Consider the following 13059-nt stretch of genomic DNA (forward strand, 5'->3'; position numbering starts at 1 on the left):
TTTACAATCGCGGACCTGTCTGCAACTCGGCGTGCGAAATCGAGTCGGAACCATGGACAGCAACACCTTGGCCGCGCAAATCGGCGGCAATCAGCAGAGTGAAACATTGGCCACTTCCGATGGCCTAACCGGTTTTCCAGAGCAACAACATACGATGAATGCAGCAATGAGGCTCGATCAGGCCACGATCGTGCTGGTCGAGGACGACCCCGACAGCCGGGAATCGTTGACCTTGCTACTCGAGGCGGAAGGCGCGAAGGTATGCGCAGTCGCCGATGCGGAAGAGGGTGTCGTGGCGGCGATGGAGTTGCTTCCCGACGCGGTCGTCTGCGATCTCGACTTGCCGACCATGGATGGCTTCTATCTGATCCAGCGGCTGCGCGACCACGAGATTTGCGGCGGCCATTCGCCCGCGGTGGCGGTGGCGCTGACCGGCCATACCGACGACGCATACCGGCTGCGCAGCATCGGCGAAGGCTTCCAGCATTTCATGACCAAACCCGCGTTACCCGAAGCGCTCGTGACGTTGCTGCGCGACGCAATCGACGCCCGCGCGGCGGGTTGATCGCCGCTTCGCATTGGCTCTCGTGGGCAGTGCGTTATAGCAGGCCGGCGCGCGGCGGGAAGACGTCGTTTCGCAAAGCAGCGCACGGCCATCGACGCTTCGCAGCGCATTACACCGCGTTGCGCACCCGACGCGTAGAGCGCCGCTATTTCGCCGCGGCCACCGGCGCGGCCTCGCCGGCCACTGCGGCCGCCTGACACGCCGCACACAGACCCTTCAACTCGATTTCGTCGCTCGCGAGCCGATAGCCCGCGTCTTCGATCTGCGCGATGAGCGCCTGGCGCAGTTTCGGTTGATGCAGTTCGGTGACGCTGCCGCATTGCTGGCACACGACGAGAATACCGTGCTGGCATTGCGTCAGATCATGGCAGACGGTGAACGCATTGATCGACTCGATCCGATGCACGAGTCCCGCCGACAGCAAAAAATCCAATGCGCGATAGACGGTTGGCGGCGCCGAGCCCGGGTGAATCTGGCGCATTTCGTCGAGCAGCGAATAAGCCTTGGTCGCGCGTCCCGAGTTCAGCAGCAGTTCGAGCACCTTACGGCGGATCGGCGTGAGTTTTTCGCCGCGTTCGCGGCAATATTCCTCGGCCAGTGCGAGAGCCGCTTCCTGCGACGGCTGATGCACGTCGTGATGCACATGATCATCGTGCGCATCGGCGGCGGTGGCGGCAGGCACGGGAGTGACCGGATGGCCGATTGCGGCGGGCTTGGCGGTTTTCATGCGTCGATTATAGAGGCATGCGGGGTGGGCCGCCGCGCCTGTCGTGGGATCGGCGGGGCACAGGCGCGCGGGCGGCGATCACGAAGCCGCCAATCAACCGGCCGTTCAGGTCAACGGAAAATCCACATACTTCTTGAACCCGGTGCGCGTTGTCAGACGCGAATACCAGCGCTCCAGACTCGGCAGCGGCGGCCGCTGCAAACCGTCGACGCCGAACCAGCGCTTCGCGTACGCGCCGATCACGATATCGGCGAGCGTGAACTTGTCGCCTTCGAGAAAGAAGCGGCCCTGCAGATGCGTGTCGAGCAGGCGCCAGAGCACGGTGACCGCCTGCACGTCGGCAGCGAGTTTGGCGGTGTCGCGTTCGGCCTCCGGCGTGCGCACGAGCGACCAGAACACGGGACGTTCCACCGGCTGCAGCGTCGACAGCGACCAGTCCAGCCAGCGGTCGATGCTGGCGCGCAGTTTCGGCTCGGCCGGATACAGCAGGCTCGATTCGCCGTATTGCATCGCCAGATAGCGCAGGATCGAGTTGGATTCCCACAGCACGAAGTCGTCGTCGACCAGCGTCGGGATCTTGCCGGTCGGGTTCATCGCGAGATAGTCGGGTTCGTTGTTGCGGCCGAATTGCAGGCCCGCGTCGATGCGGTCGAATGGCAGTACGAGTTCGTCGCAGCACCATAAAACTTTCTGGACGTTGACTGAATTGGTACGTCCCCAGATCGTAATCATCCGGTAAATCCTTTTCTGTTACGGTTGGCAAGCCGCGCCTCGCGCGCGGCGTTCAGCCAGTTACGATACACGATGCGCGAAGCTTTGCGCGGCGTACGAAAGGCGCCCTCCGCGCGAGGCGGCACGCAGTCTCGCGGCTGCGACGCCGCGACCGCGTTGCGTACAATGACCGCACCCCGAATTGCACTGAGCCGACACGCGTGGACTCACGCATCCAAACCCAATAAGGCACCGCATGGCCCGCATTGTTCCCGACGACTGGAAGAGCCTGGAAGCGACCGGCGCGGCGGCGCGCGAACGCGAAACGCTCGCGTTGCTCGAAAAGGCATTGCCCGCCGACTACACGGTATATCACGGCGTGCATTGGACTCGCCTGAACCAGAACTTCTCGGTATTCGGCGAGGCCGACTTCGTAATCGTGAGTCCCGCCGGGCGTCTGATGATCATCGAGCAGAAGACCGGTTTTCTGCGTGAAACGCCGAAGGGGCTCGTCAAGGTGTATCTGCAGACCGAGCGCAACGTCGCGATCGCGCTCGCGCATACGATCGAGAGTCTGCACCGGCGCTTTACCGCGGCGTTCGGCGCCGGCACGTATTTCATCGAGGAACTGCTGTACTGTCCCGATCACATCGTCAAGGATGCAGCGATCGCCGGCGTGAATCCCGCGCGCATCGTCGACGCGACGCGGCGCGAGCGGCTCGCGGCGATCATTCGCGAAGCGTTGCCGGCCGATGAGCCGCGCCTTCCCAGCGCATCGAAAATCCATCACTTTCTCGCCGACGAACTCGCGCTGGCGCCCGACACGAGCGCGCTCGTCGGGCAGGCGGGCACGCTCGTCACGCGCCTGTCGGGCGGACTTGCGACATGGGCCCGGCGGCTCGAACTCGCGCCGTTCCGTTTGCGCGTGGTCGGCACGGCCGGCTCCGGCAAGACGCAACTCGCGGTGCAGGTGATGAAGGACGCGGTCGCGCGCGGCGAGCGGCCGTTGTACGTGTGCTTCAACCGGCCGCTCGCCGATCACATCGCGCGGGTCGCGCCGCCCGAGGCGAAGGTCGCGAACTATCACCAGCTGTGCGACTGGATCACGCGCGACGCGGGCCGCGCGCCCGATTTCGAATCCCCACAGGTATTCGATCAACTGGAAGCCGGATTCGCCGACACGCCGATCGAACCGCGCTGGCAATTCGACGTGCTGATCGTCGACGAAGGGCAGGATTTCCAGCAGTCGTGGATTACCTCGCTCGAGCGGCTGCTGCGGCCAGGCGGCGCATGGTGGTGGCTCGAAGACCCGCTGCAGAATCTGTACATGCGCGAGCCGGTCTCGTTGCCCGGCTGGGCCACGCTGAAGGAGACCACCAATTACCGCAGTCCGCGTGACATCCTCGACTATCTGCGCGACGTGATGGGCTCGTCGGTGCCGCTTGCCGCAGCGCTCGCGTCGGGCAGTCCGTTCGACGGCTCAGACGTTTCGGTGTCGGTCTACGACGAAACGCAGGCCGCCGAAAACAGTATCGACGCGACCAAGCGCGCGATCACCCACGCGCTCGGGCTCGGCTTTCGCAAGCAGGACATCGTGGTGCTGTCGTTCCGCGGCAGGGAGGGTTCGGCGATGAGCGCGCTCGATCATCTCGGACCGCATCGGCTGCGCAGCTTCACCGGCAAATACGATCTGTTCGGCAACCCGGAGTATCGCGAGGGCGACGTGCTGTTCGAGTCGATCTACCGCTTCAAGGGGCAGGCGGCTCCATGCGTGATCTTCACCGAGATCGACTTCGACGCGTTCGACGAACGCGTCGCGCGCAAGCTGTTCGTCGGCGCCACGCGCGCGACGATGAAGCTGATCGTCGTCGCGTCGCAGCGGGCCGCACGGCATTTGCAGCTGCGCGAGGGGAAGGACAAGTAGCGCTGGCGTTTGGTCGCTGCGCCCACCCGGAACGCTGAGCGCAGCTCAACTCCACGCCCTTGCGCTCACCAGCATCCCCGTATGCGTCAGCGCATCCCACCAGATCACGCGCAGCAACGGCGCCTGCTGCGCGATCAGCAGCGCCTGCACCGGATCGCTTTCGACGAAGTGCGTGACTCCCGCGCGCAGCGCCGCGCTCGCCTTGTGCGCGGCCGCGCCGGAGGGGCTGTCGTCGTGCAGGCCGGGCGCGCGCATCACCGGTTGCATGTGAGCGAAGCCGTGTCGCGCGAGCCACGCTTCGGTGCGCGCGCGATCCATCTCCGGGCGGCCCGTGATGATCGTGCGCACGTGCTGCAGGTCGATGCCGGGCAGCACCTCGAACGGCAGCAGCGCGTCGCGCTCGGCGAGCGCGGCGGTGAGGTCTTCGTCGTAGCGCGCGAGCGGGACGTCGGGCAGCAGGATGCCGTCGAGGTCGATCGCGTACGCGGCGTATTCGTGGTCGTTGGCCATCGCGGGCGCGGCACCGGCTTCGACGCGCGCCCAGTCGTCGCGGTAGCGCTCGGTGTACGCCTGGCGCTCCCATGGAAAGAGCGCGAAGTAGCCGTGCGCGTCGATCGCGTAGTCGGGCTGCGCGCGGCTCAGATCATCGACCGCGGCAGTCAGCGTCTTGACTTCGAGCCCGTGCGATTGCAGGAACGCGATGCAATCGACGAGCGTAAAACCGCGTCCGGCGATGTCCTCGCACAACAGCACTTTCGAGCCCGCGGGCGGGATCGGAAGCGTCGAATCCCATGCGACCGCGCGCGTCTGGCGGTCGTAGCGCAGGAACGCGACCGGCGCGCCGACCGCGTGCGACACCATCAGCGCGAGCGGCGCGCCGCCGCGCAGAATGCCGAGCGCCATGGTGAAGCGCTCGGCGAGCAACGCGGGTTGCAGCGATTCGATCCAGTGATCGAGTTGTTCGTACGTCAGAGGCAAGACCGGCTTGTTCATGACTATCGAGGCGCCGATGGCGCGATGGAAGACATTGGTCCGCGGGGAGGCGCGCGGTGCTCGCTGACGCACTGGCGCGACATCGCGGGTCCCCGTTTTTGAGTCAGCGCATTTTGGCGATATTATGCATGCGGGTCAAAGGTCGCGTGTCGGGGTGGCACGCGTTTGACTGCACGGTATGGCGCAACACTTCGCGTGGCATAAGATCGGCTGACCGTGGCGCCGTCCATGGTCCGGCGAATCAACGAAAACGGATAAAAAAAGCAAATGGCCAACCTGATTGCAACGCTGCGCAACGCAGCCGGCGGAACCGGTGTACCTTGGCGGATGCGCTGGCTGACGGGGCTCGCGGGACTGATCGTCGGGCTTACTGTCTATGGCGCGCATGCGCAGCCGGGCGCGCGGCAGTCACTCGCGCTGGCGCTCGACGTGCAGGGCAAGATCGCCAACACCAACGACGCTGCGCATCGCACCTATCACTTCGACGAGGCTCAACTGCTCGCGCTACCCGTGCATACGATTACGACTTCGACCACCTGGACACCGCGCTCGACGTTCGCCGGTCCCAGGCTCGCCGATATCCTGAAGGCCGTCGGCGCGCGCGGCACCGAAATCGAGCTTCACACCTACGACGATTACACCTACACCGTTCCGGTCGCGGACTGCGAACGCTACGGCGTGATCGTCGCGTACAGCATGAACGGCCAGCGCCTGAAACTCAGCGACTTCGGGCCGCTGTTTCTGATTTATCCGCGCGATGCTTTTCCGGAACTGACTGGCGCGGTCGGCAACGCGAAATTCGTATGGCAGATCAAGGCCCTCATCGTCAAATAGCGCGCCGTCCGTGGCGCCGCGTGTTGTACGTGCTGATCTGGTTGATGGCGCTCGCGGCGCCCGTCGGCGCGATCGGCTATCTGCTGTATGCGAACCTGCTGAACCCGCGCGCAACCGAGCAGTTGACCGGCAATTACGACGGTTTCTACTGGGACGCCGCGCAACTGCAGATCGCGTACGCTCGCTTCGAGAACCAGCTGCTGCTGTATCAGTCCGGTGCCGACGACGACTATCAGCGTCTGCTGCTGCGCTTCCAGCTGCTGCAGTCGAAGCTGCGCGTGATGGCCGGCTCGACGCAGCGGCTCTCCGCGCAGCTCGCTCTGTTGCAACGGCAGATCGACGAAATCAAGACGCTCGAGAATGTGCTCGACGACATCCAGCCCGACATCGACGTACTGCCGCGCGACCGCGCCCGTGCCGCGCAGATCGACGCGCAGCTGCGCCAGCACTGGAACGAGGTCAACGATCTCGCGCTGTCGCGCCGTTTCGCCGATGTCGCCGACCGCGAGGCGCTGAACCGCGATTTCATCGACAAGCGCCGCATCCTGTTCGCCGGTGGTCTGGTCCTGCTGTTGCTGTCGGCGGCGGCGACGCTGCTGCTCGTACTCAACGGCCGGCGCCGCACGCGGCTCATGCGCCAGCAGCGCGCGGCACTCGAAGCCGAGCATCAGGCGAGCCGCGCGGCGCGCGAGGCGAGTCTCGCGAAGGATGCGTTTCTCGGCATGATCAGTCATGAGCTGCGCACGCCGTTGCATGCGATCGTGTCGTCGGTGGAACTGCTCGGCTTCCACTATCACTCGGAGGCCGACCGCAAAGTGATCCAGCGGCTCGAAACCGCGGCGCGCCATCTCGAAGCGCAGATGAAGGACCTGACCGACTACGCGCGCCTCGGCGCCGGCAAGCTCGAACTGCGGCACCAGCATTTCGAGCCGCGCGAACTGCTGGCGTCGATCGTCGATGAACACACGATGTCCGCCAAGGCGCGCGGCCTCAAGCTCGAAAGCGAGGCAAGCGGCGCGAGCGGGCTCGTCGAGTCGGACCCGCACCGCATCCGGCAGATCGTCAACAACCTCGTCACCAACGCGATTCGCTACACCGAGACCGGCACGGTGCGCATCGAGCTGCGGCAGGAGCCGGCGCTGCTGGTTTTCGTCGTCAGCGATACGGGACGGGGCGTGCCGTCGGAGCAGATCCCGCTGATCTTCGAGGAGTTCACACAGCTCGACGCGTCGCGCACGCGCCGCTTCGAAGGCGCGGGCATGGGGCTCACGATCGTGCAAGGGCTCGTCAAGCTGTTCGGCGGCACGGTGGATGTCGCGAGCACGGTCGGCGAGGGCACCCGCTTCACGGTGACGATTCCGGTGGTGCCGGTCGCGACCGTCGAGCCCGCCGACGTCGCGGCGCAGGCCGAGCCGGACGGCGCGCAGCCGTGCGTGCTGATCATCGACGATAACCGCCTGATCCGCGAGTCGCTCAGTGAAATGGTCGCGCACATGGGCTACGACTCGCTCGCCCTCGGCAATGCAAACGACGCGCTCGAGTGGCTCGATACGCACCGCTGCGAAGTGGTGCTGCTCGATCTGCATATGCCCGAGCGCGACGGCTATACCTTTCTCGAGGACTTCGCGGCGCGCGGCGGACCGTCGGCGGGCGTGCCGGTGATCGTCGTGAGCGCGTACGCGCCGGAGGTCGCGCGAGATGATGAAGGTGGGGGGAGTGGCGCGCCGTCGGTGTTCGAGGCGCTGCTAAAGCCAGTCCATTACGAGGATCTGAAGCACGCGCTGCAGCGGGCGCTAGCGGCGCGGCATCAGGCGTGAGGGCGTGAGGTCGGCGCCGCGTGGTTCAGGGGCGATTCAGCCGCTTCGACAGATCGGCGACGAGGATCGCCATGCGCGCGGGCTTCTCGTAGCACGCGACGTCGTAATCGCGAATCACCTCGCTGATCTCCGATTCGCTGACCTTGCCGGTCAGCAGCTCGCCGGTCAGCACGAAGATCGGTGCATCCGGGTTCTCCGACGCACGCACCGCGCGAATTGCGGCCGCCGAGGTCTGCGAGCCGAACAGCCAGTCGATGATCACGCCGTCGAACACCTGCGTTTGCAACTGCTCGCTGAAGGCCGCGAGCCCATAGATCGCGACCGCCGTGAAGCCGCTGCGCTCCAGATAGTCGCGCAGGTTGTCGGCGCTCGCGCAATCGTCGTCGACGACCGCGATGGCCGGCTTGTCGGTTTCGGCGCGGCGCGGATAGATCTCGATCTTGTGGACTTCATAGGCGCTCTGATACAGCGCGCCATCATGACGCGACACACGCCATTGACCGAGCCGCGAATAAGCGACGAACTCCGGACGGCTACCCGGTTCGAGCACGGCGCCGACCCACGCGGTACAGGCGATTTCGGTCGCGCCGATGCAGAACACCGCTTCCTGGGCGATTGCGCCGACCACGCCCGGATCGAGCGACTGCGCGCCGAACAGCTGCGCCGCCGGTTCGTCGAATACCTCGGCGACTTTCTTGATCTGCGACAGCGTCCACGGACTATTGCCGCGCAGTTTGCGGTGCCCCTGAGAAAAACTCAGATCGAGGATTCGGCATAGCTCCGTGGTTTGCTGGCGCTTGCCGATTCCATGCCGGCTCATCAACTCGCGCACGCGCTCGGCAACCGCGATGGAGTCGGGTGAGTGTGTTTCGTTGGCCATACTGCGTGAAAATCCGCGAGTTAAAAGGTACAGGTGGTACGCGGTCGACAGGCGCAAGCCGACCTTGCGCATGCAATGCGCATGAATCGGCCACGCGGGGACAGCAAATGTACCGTAAAAAAATTCACTGTTTATGATTTTGTCAGACCGTCGCCGAGGCCGCTAATGCAAGCGACGCAGCCGTCGCGCCGGTGACTTTTGATGCATGGAGCATCAAAAAGCATTCTACCGGTGAATCGATGACGAAACCGTAGGGAATCCACGAATGAGGCGTGCGCAAGGCAACAGTTCCGGCTTCTGGCCGCAAAGCGTTCAGCTGGCCGGCATCGTGTCGAGGCGGGCCGCCGAGTTTTGAAGTCCTTTGAAGATCCGCTCGGCGACTTTGCCCGGAAAGCGCTCGGGCAACTCCGCCGACACCCGCTCGATCACACCGGGTGTCTGCTCGATCAGACGCTGGATCAGCGGCTCGGCGTTAGCGCCGTACGAGCACTTCAACGCCATTGCGTTGAAGTGCCGCCGCTGCACGTCGCGAAACGCATCGTGCTTGCTGCGCGACCACAGTCCCATCGCAAGCCGTGCCTTGTACCACGACCACTGGTTCGGGCCGTTGCCTTCGACCGGCCAGATCGACATCACGTCGTAAAGCGGCGTCAGACGGTACCGGCCACCGGCGAGCAGACGGATGCTGAAGTTCTTTGCATGGCCGTCCGGCGCGGCCAGCATCCAGAACAGGATCTGGCTCGCGAGCAGGGTCTCGAGGTCCTGCCGCGCATCGACCGACTGCTGCAGAATCCGCGCGAGGTCGAGCACGCCGGGGCCGCCCTCGTTTTCGTACTTGCGATGCGACGGCACGCCGTACACCTGGCAGAAATCTTCCTGCGGCAAACGCAATAGCCATGTGCCGCTCGAATGCATCTGCCGGTCGAAGCGTTCGACGGCGAGCACGCGCTGCTTGCCGAAGCTGAGCACCTCGGTGTTGGCGACCGGCAGGCCGAACTCGCGCAGAATCCGCATGCACAGCCACTCGTTTTCGACCGACGTGCTCAGATCGGCAAGCCGGTTGCCGACCAGCCCGAGCGGCAGCTTGAAGATATGCGTGGTCGGCGTCGCGCCGTGCGGCCGCTGCCATTGGCCGTCGTGCCACAGCAGCGCGGTTTTCTCCTGCGCGCCGGCGAGCGAGATGCGGAAGTCGTCGGCTTCGTCGGGCGCGCCGAGGGTCGGTTTGCCGACGGTTTGCGCAAGCAGCGCCTCGATGTCGTCGTCGGAAAGCGGCGTGCCTTCGATGCGCTGGACCCCGGCCGGGGCGTCGTCTTCGGCGAGCAACTGGACCGCGCCGACGCAGTCGCGGCCGATGGCCTGCAGCAGGTCGAACGCGTCGAGCGTTTCGGTGCGGTAGCGCTGCGCGATGCGTTTGCGGATCGCGTCGCTATCGGGCAGCAGGTTGTCGAAGTAGTTGAGCACCCGCGGCCCTTTGTGCGTCATGTTGCCGGGTGTGAACGGCATTGACAGCGACAGCGGACGACCCGCGGGCGACGCGATCCAGGCGGCGTCGTAGGCGAACTCCATCGGGCCGCGGGCGGGCAGGCGCCAGCTGCCGACGCGCTCGCCGTTGGCCCACACCGACAATGCCTTCGAGGCGGTTTGCCGGGCCATCTACCACTCGACGTTCGGTGCCGGCTCGGCGCTCGGCGGATTTTTGTCGCGCAACTGGAGTTGCAGGCCGTAGGCGCCGCACAGCGCGAGCAACTGGATGAGCGTGAGCCCGCTCGCATCGGTTTCGAGCGCGGAAATGCGGCTTTGGCTGACACCGACGCGCGCGGCCGCCTCGGTCTGCGTGAAGCCGGCCTGGCGGCGGCTGGCCGCGAGCAGCTGCGCGAGCTGGTCTGAGGTGGTGATCAGATGAAGCATGGCGGATTATCTGTGAGACGAATAAACGAAATTTATGCGTTAGACGAATATTTGTCAAATATTCGCATCACAGATAATGGCCGAATATTCGTTTGCCCGATAATCGGGGATTCCGGCAGGAGCCGGCCGCGCCGTCCCGGTTGCGGCCAGCAGCGGGGCCGAGCTCCCGCGGCATTGCGGACAATGGCTGCCACTGCGAAGATGACGCCCACATCTCAACCGCCCAACCCATGACCACGACTTACCCGCTGCACTCGACCTTTACGCCCGCCGACCAACCGTTTCCCAGCCGCGCCGACGTCGTGATCGCCGGTGCCGGCATCATGGGCTGCGCGGCCGCTTATTACCTGGCGCGGCGCGGCCTGTCGGCGGTGGTGCTCGACAAGTCGCGGATCGCCGGGCAGCAGTCGTCGCGCGCGTGGGGCTTCGTGCGTCAGCAGGGTCGCGAAGCCGCCGAGGTGCCGCTGATGATGGCGAGCATTCCATTGTGGAAAGAACTCGAACATGAGCTGAACTTCGATCTCGAATGGCGCCACGGCGGTTGCCTGTATGTCGCCACCAATGACGAAGACTGGACCTCGTTCCAGCAATGGATCGAGGTCGCGCGTCAGTATGGCCTCGACACCCGCACGCTCGACCGCGGGCAGATCGACGCCGTCGTCACCGGCATGCAGGGCCCCGCGCTCGGCGGCCTGTACACGCCGAGCGACGGTCAGGCCGAACCGCGCCGTGCCGCGGCGGCGTTCGCGGCGCGCGCGGCCGAAGCCGGCGCGCTGTTTTTCGAGGGCTGCGGCGTGGTCGGCGTCGAACGCGCGGGTGGCGCGATCGCCGGCGTGGTCACCGAGCGCGGCACGATTCGCACCTCGCGTTTGATCTGCGCGGCAGGCGCGAGCAGTTGGCGGCTCCTCAGGACGCTCGGTCTCGAACTGCCGCAGCAGGCGGTACGCGGTACCTGCATGCGCACCAATCCGCAGCCGCCGGTCACGGCGTCGACGTTCTGGGGCCACGGCCTCGGCATCCGGCAGCGCGCGAACGGCGCGATCAACCTCGCCGACGACATGCAGGTCGACGTCGACATGACGCTCGGCCATTTCCGCGCGCTCAAATGGTTTTTGCCGGAACTGTGGACGCAGCGCGACAAGTTCAGCTTCCATCTGAACGGCGCCTGTCTGCGTGATCTGCGCGAGCGTCTGCCGGGCGGCGTGCCCGACGCCGAACGTGTGCTTTATCCGCGCGACCCGCATCCGCAGCCGAACCCGAGCCACGCGCCGCGCGCGCTGAACAAGCTGCGCGCGCTGTTTCCGGCGTTGCGCGACGCCCAGGTCGTCGAGGCGTGGGCGGGCCTGATCGACGTGTTGCCCGATGGCATTCCGGTCATCGATGCGCCGCCGCAGGTTCCTGGCCTGACGATCGCGACCGGCTTCTGCGGACATGGGTTCGCGATGGGGCCGATCGTCGGCAAGCTGCTGGCGGAACTCAACGATGGCGGCAAGGCGTCGCTCGATCTGTCGGCGTTCCGTTTGCAGCGTTTCTTCGACGGCACGATGAAGCGGCCGCGCAGCATGCTGTAACCGCGCGCAACGCGATCCAATCCAACTCAACCCGACCGATACCAACGATGAGCGAACCCGTTCTCCGCCACGCCGATGTCCCGTACTACACGCAATGGGGCAGCCCCGAGTGGGTGCGCGACATCGTCGAACAGCAGCGCGACCCGTGCGACGACCCGCACTGGCGGCGCAGCGGTTTCGCCGACCCCGAGCGCTATCGTTTCTGGGCGCAACGCCTGTGCGGGCTGACGTGCCTCGAATCCGCGCTCGACTACTGGGGCATCGATCACGCACCGCGCGCCGCATTGCTCGACGACGCGCTGCGGCACGGCGTGTATCGGCTGCGCGACGATGGCGGCGTCGACGGTCTGATCTACCGGCCGTTCGCCGACTGGGCGGGCCCGGCGTTCGGTCTCGATATCGACGTGCTGCCGCACGCGTCGCTCGAGGAAATCGCGGCGCGGCTCGACGCCGATACGCTCGCAATCGTGTCGGTGAGCCCCGAGATCCGCTATCCCGAACGGCCGAACCAGCAGCGGGGCGGCCATCTGATCCTGCTGCACGGCCGGGATCGCGATGGCGTGTGGTTTCACAACCCGTCGGGCGTCGCGCCGCATCAGTCCGACGTGTACCTGCCGTTCGCGACGATGTCGCGTTTCTACGCGGGGCGCGGGATGACGCTCGGCCGCAGCACGCGCTAGCTGGCGCGCTGGGCATGACGCGGCGTTCGCGATTCGGGTCTGCTTCCTGCTGAGGCTGGATCTTCGACGTTCGACCTATCGGATCTGCCATGAATCGAGCCTTCCGCCTGCTGGCCGCCAGCCTCGTCGTGCTCGACGCCGCCGGCGCCGCGAATGCCGCGACTCGCGACGAGCAGGCCCATGCGTGCCGTCACGATGCGTTCCATTTCTGCGCCGCGGAGATTCCGCACCGGGCGAAGATCATCGCCTGCATGAAGCGGCACCTCGACGAACTGAGCCCCGCGTGTCGGGCGATGTTCGGCAACGGCAACGGCAACGGTAGCGGCAAGAACGGCGACAAGAATCGTGACCAGAACGGCGGTAAGTAGGCGCCCACACGACTGGTCAATTTTTTCGCGCTCGGTTACGGTGACGCCATGCCCACTCCATCCAGCATTGGACCGTCCCGC

The 13059-nt window shown here is 65.6% G+C and carries 13 protein-coding genes; 7 read left to right on the forward strand and 6 right to left on the reverse strand.

What is annotated here, in order from left to right; all coding sequences use genetic code 11:
- Positions 1 to 52: 52 nt before the first annotated feature.
- On the forward strand, positions 53 to 565 hold the full coding sequence (locus tag BC1002_RS18605; RefSeq protein WP_013091538.1) for a response regulator: 513 nt from the start codon (positions 53 to 55) through the stop codon (positions 563 to 565).
- Positions 566 to 710: 145 nt separating this feature from the next.
- On the opposite strand, the gene BC1002_RS18615 is transcribed toward BC1002_RS18605, so the two are convergent.
- Positions 711 to 1292 carry a Fur family transcriptional regulator gene (locus tag BC1002_RS18615; RefSeq protein ID WP_013091539.1) on the reverse strand — a complete coding sequence of 194 codons (582 nt, stop codon included), beginning with the start codon at positions 1290 to 1292 and terminating at the stop codon, positions 711 to 713.
- 105 nt (positions 1293 to 1397) lie between these two features.
- A complete protein-coding gene (locus BC1002_RS18620) occupies positions 1398 to 2024 on the reverse strand; it encodes a glutathione S-transferase family protein (RefSeq protein ID WP_013091540.1) in 627 nt (208 codons plus the stop codon).
- A 235-nt stretch (positions 2025 to 2259) separates the two neighbouring features.
- Here BC1002_RS18620 and BC1002_RS18625 point away from each other — a divergent pair, with 235 nt between their 5' ends.
- Positions 2260 to 3927 (forward strand): ATP-binding domain-containing protein, encoded by a 1668-nt coding sequence (locus BC1002_RS18625; RefSeq protein ID WP_013091541.1) that lies wholly within the window; start codon positions 2260 to 2262, stop codon positions 3925 to 3927.
- A gap of 45 nt (positions 3928 to 3972) precedes the next feature.
- Here BC1002_RS18625 and BC1002_RS18630 read toward each other — a convergent pair whose 3' ends face one another.
- Positions 3973 to 4920, reverse strand: a complete 948-nt coding sequence (locus tag BC1002_RS18630) for a phosphoribosyltransferase (protein WP_013091542.1) — start codon at positions 4918 to 4920, stop codon at positions 3973 to 3975.
- A 267-nt stretch (positions 4921 to 5187) separates the two neighbouring features.
- Between BC1002_RS18630 and BC1002_RS18635 the strand changes: the two genes are divergently transcribed.
- Both BC1002_RS18635 and BC1002_RS18640 read left to right on the forward strand, forming a co-directional pair.
- Positions 5188 to 5754, forward strand: coding sequence for a putative pterin-binding protein (locus BC1002_RS18635; RefSeq protein ID WP_013091543.1), 567 nt, complete (start codon positions 5188 to 5190; stop codon positions 5752 to 5754).
- Positions 5724 to 7571 (forward strand): ATP-binding response regulator, encoded by a 1848-nt coding sequence (locus BC1002_RS18640; RefSeq protein ID WP_013091544.1) that lies wholly within the window; start codon positions 5724 to 5726, stop codon positions 7569 to 7571. The genes BC1002_RS18635 and BC1002_RS18640 overlap by 31 nt, the downstream gene beginning before the upstream one ends.
- Before the next feature lie 25 nt (positions 7572 to 7596).
- On the opposite strand, the gene BC1002_RS18645 is transcribed toward BC1002_RS18640, so the two are convergent.
- From BC1002_RS18645 to BC1002_RS18655, 3 genes are all read right to left on the reverse strand, one after another.
- A complete protein-coding gene (locus BC1002_RS18645; RefSeq protein ID WP_041734954.1) occupies positions 7597 to 8451 on the reverse strand; it encodes a helix-turn-helix domain-containing protein in 855 nt (284 codons plus the stop codon).
- 312 nt (positions 8452 to 8763) lie between these two features.
- Positions 8764 to 10104, reverse strand: coding sequence for a type II toxin-antitoxin system HipA family toxin (locus BC1002_RS18650; RefSeq protein ID WP_013091546.1), 1341 nt, complete (start codon positions 10102 to 10104; stop codon positions 8764 to 8766).
- Positions 10105 to 10359 carry a helix-turn-helix domain-containing protein gene (locus BC1002_RS18655; protein WP_013091547.1) on the reverse strand — a complete coding sequence of 85 codons (255 nt, stop codon included), beginning with the start codon at positions 10357 to 10359 and terminating at the stop codon, positions 10105 to 10107.
- Positions 10360 to 10589: 230 nt separating this feature from the next.
- Here BC1002_RS18655 and BC1002_RS18660 point away from each other — a divergent pair, with 230 nt between their 5' ends.
- The 3 genes from BC1002_RS18660 (at position 10590) to BC1002_RS18670 (ending at position 12978) form a co-directional block, all read left to right on the forward strand.
- The gene (locus tag BC1002_RS18660) at positions 10590 to 11930 is read left to right on the forward strand and encodes an NAD(P)/FAD-dependent oxidoreductase (protein ID WP_013091548.1); all 1341 of its coding nucleotides are present in this window, start codon (positions 10590 to 10592) and stop codon (positions 11928 to 11930) included.
- Positions 11931 to 11977: 47 nt separating this feature from the next.
- Positions 11978 to 12610: a C39 family peptidase gene (locus BC1002_RS18665; RefSeq protein WP_013091549.1), complete on the forward strand. Its 633-nt coding sequence runs from the start codon at positions 11978 to 11980 to the stop codon at positions 12608 to 12610.
- Between the two features lie 89 nt (positions 12611 to 12699).
- Positions 12700 to 12978, forward strand: coding sequence for a hypothetical protein (locus BC1002_RS18670; RefSeq protein WP_013091550.1), 279 nt, complete (start codon positions 12700 to 12702; stop codon positions 12976 to 12978).
- Positions 12979 to 13059 lie beyond the last annotated feature (81 nt).

The organism is Paraburkholderia atlantica, from assembly GCF_000092885.1.
GTDB classification, from domain to species: Bacteria; Pseudomonadota; Gammaproteobacteria; order Burkholderiales; family Burkholderiaceae; genus Paraburkholderia; species Paraburkholderia atlantica.

Excerpts from the sequence above, each read along its gene's own strand:
- BC1002_RS18630 (WP_013091542.1), bottom strand. The coding sequence starts at position 4,920 with ATGAACAAGCCGGTCTTGCCTCTGACGTACGAACAACTCGATCACTGG.
- BC1002_RS18660 (WP_013091548.1), top strand. The coding sequence starts at position 10,590 with ATGACCACGACTTACCCGCTGCACTCGACCTTTACGCCCGCCGACCAA.
- BC1002_RS18615 (WP_013091539.1), bottom strand. The coding sequence starts at position 1,292 with ATGAAAACCGCCAAGCCCGCCGCAATCGGCCATCCGGTCACTCCCGTG.
- BC1002_RS18605 (WP_013091538.1), top strand. The coding sequence starts at position 53 with ATGGACAGCAACACCTTGGCCGCGCAAATCGGCGGCAATCAGCAGAGT.
- BC1002_RS18645 (WP_041734954.1), bottom strand. The coding sequence starts at position 8,451 with ATGGCCAACGAAACACACTCACCCGACTCCATCGCGGTTGCCGAGCGC.
- BC1002_RS18655 (WP_013091547.1), bottom strand. The coding sequence starts at position 10,359 with ATGCTTCATCTGATCACCACCTCAGACCAGCTCGCGCAGCTGCTCGCG.
- BC1002_RS18625 (WP_013091541.1), top strand. The coding sequence starts at position 2,260 with ATGGCCCGCATTGTTCCCGACGACTGGAAGAGCCTGGAAGCGACCGGC.
- BC1002_RS18635 (WP_013091543.1), top strand. The coding sequence starts at position 5,188 with ATGGCCAACCTGATTGCAACGCTGCGCAACGCAGCCGGCGGAACCGGT.
- BC1002_RS18640 (WP_013091544.1), top strand. The coding sequence starts at position 5,724 with ATGGCAGATCAAGGCCCTCATCGTCAAATAGCGCGCCGTCCGTGGCGC.
- BC1002_RS18650 (WP_013091546.1), bottom strand. The coding sequence starts at position 10,104 with ATGGCCCGGCAAACCGCCTCGAAGGCATTGTCGGTGTGGGCCAACGGC.
- BC1002_RS18665 (WP_013091549.1), top strand. The coding sequence starts at position 11,978 with ATGAGCGAACCCGTTCTCCGCCACGCCGATGTCCCGTACTACACGCAA.
- BC1002_RS18670 (WP_013091550.1), top strand. The coding sequence starts at position 12,700 with ATGAATCGAGCCTTCCGCCTGCTGGCCGCCAGCCTCGTCGTGCTCGAC.
- BC1002_RS18620 (WP_013091540.1), bottom strand. The coding sequence starts at position 2,024 with ATGATTACGATCTGGGGACGTACCAATTCAGTCAACGTCCAGAAAGTT.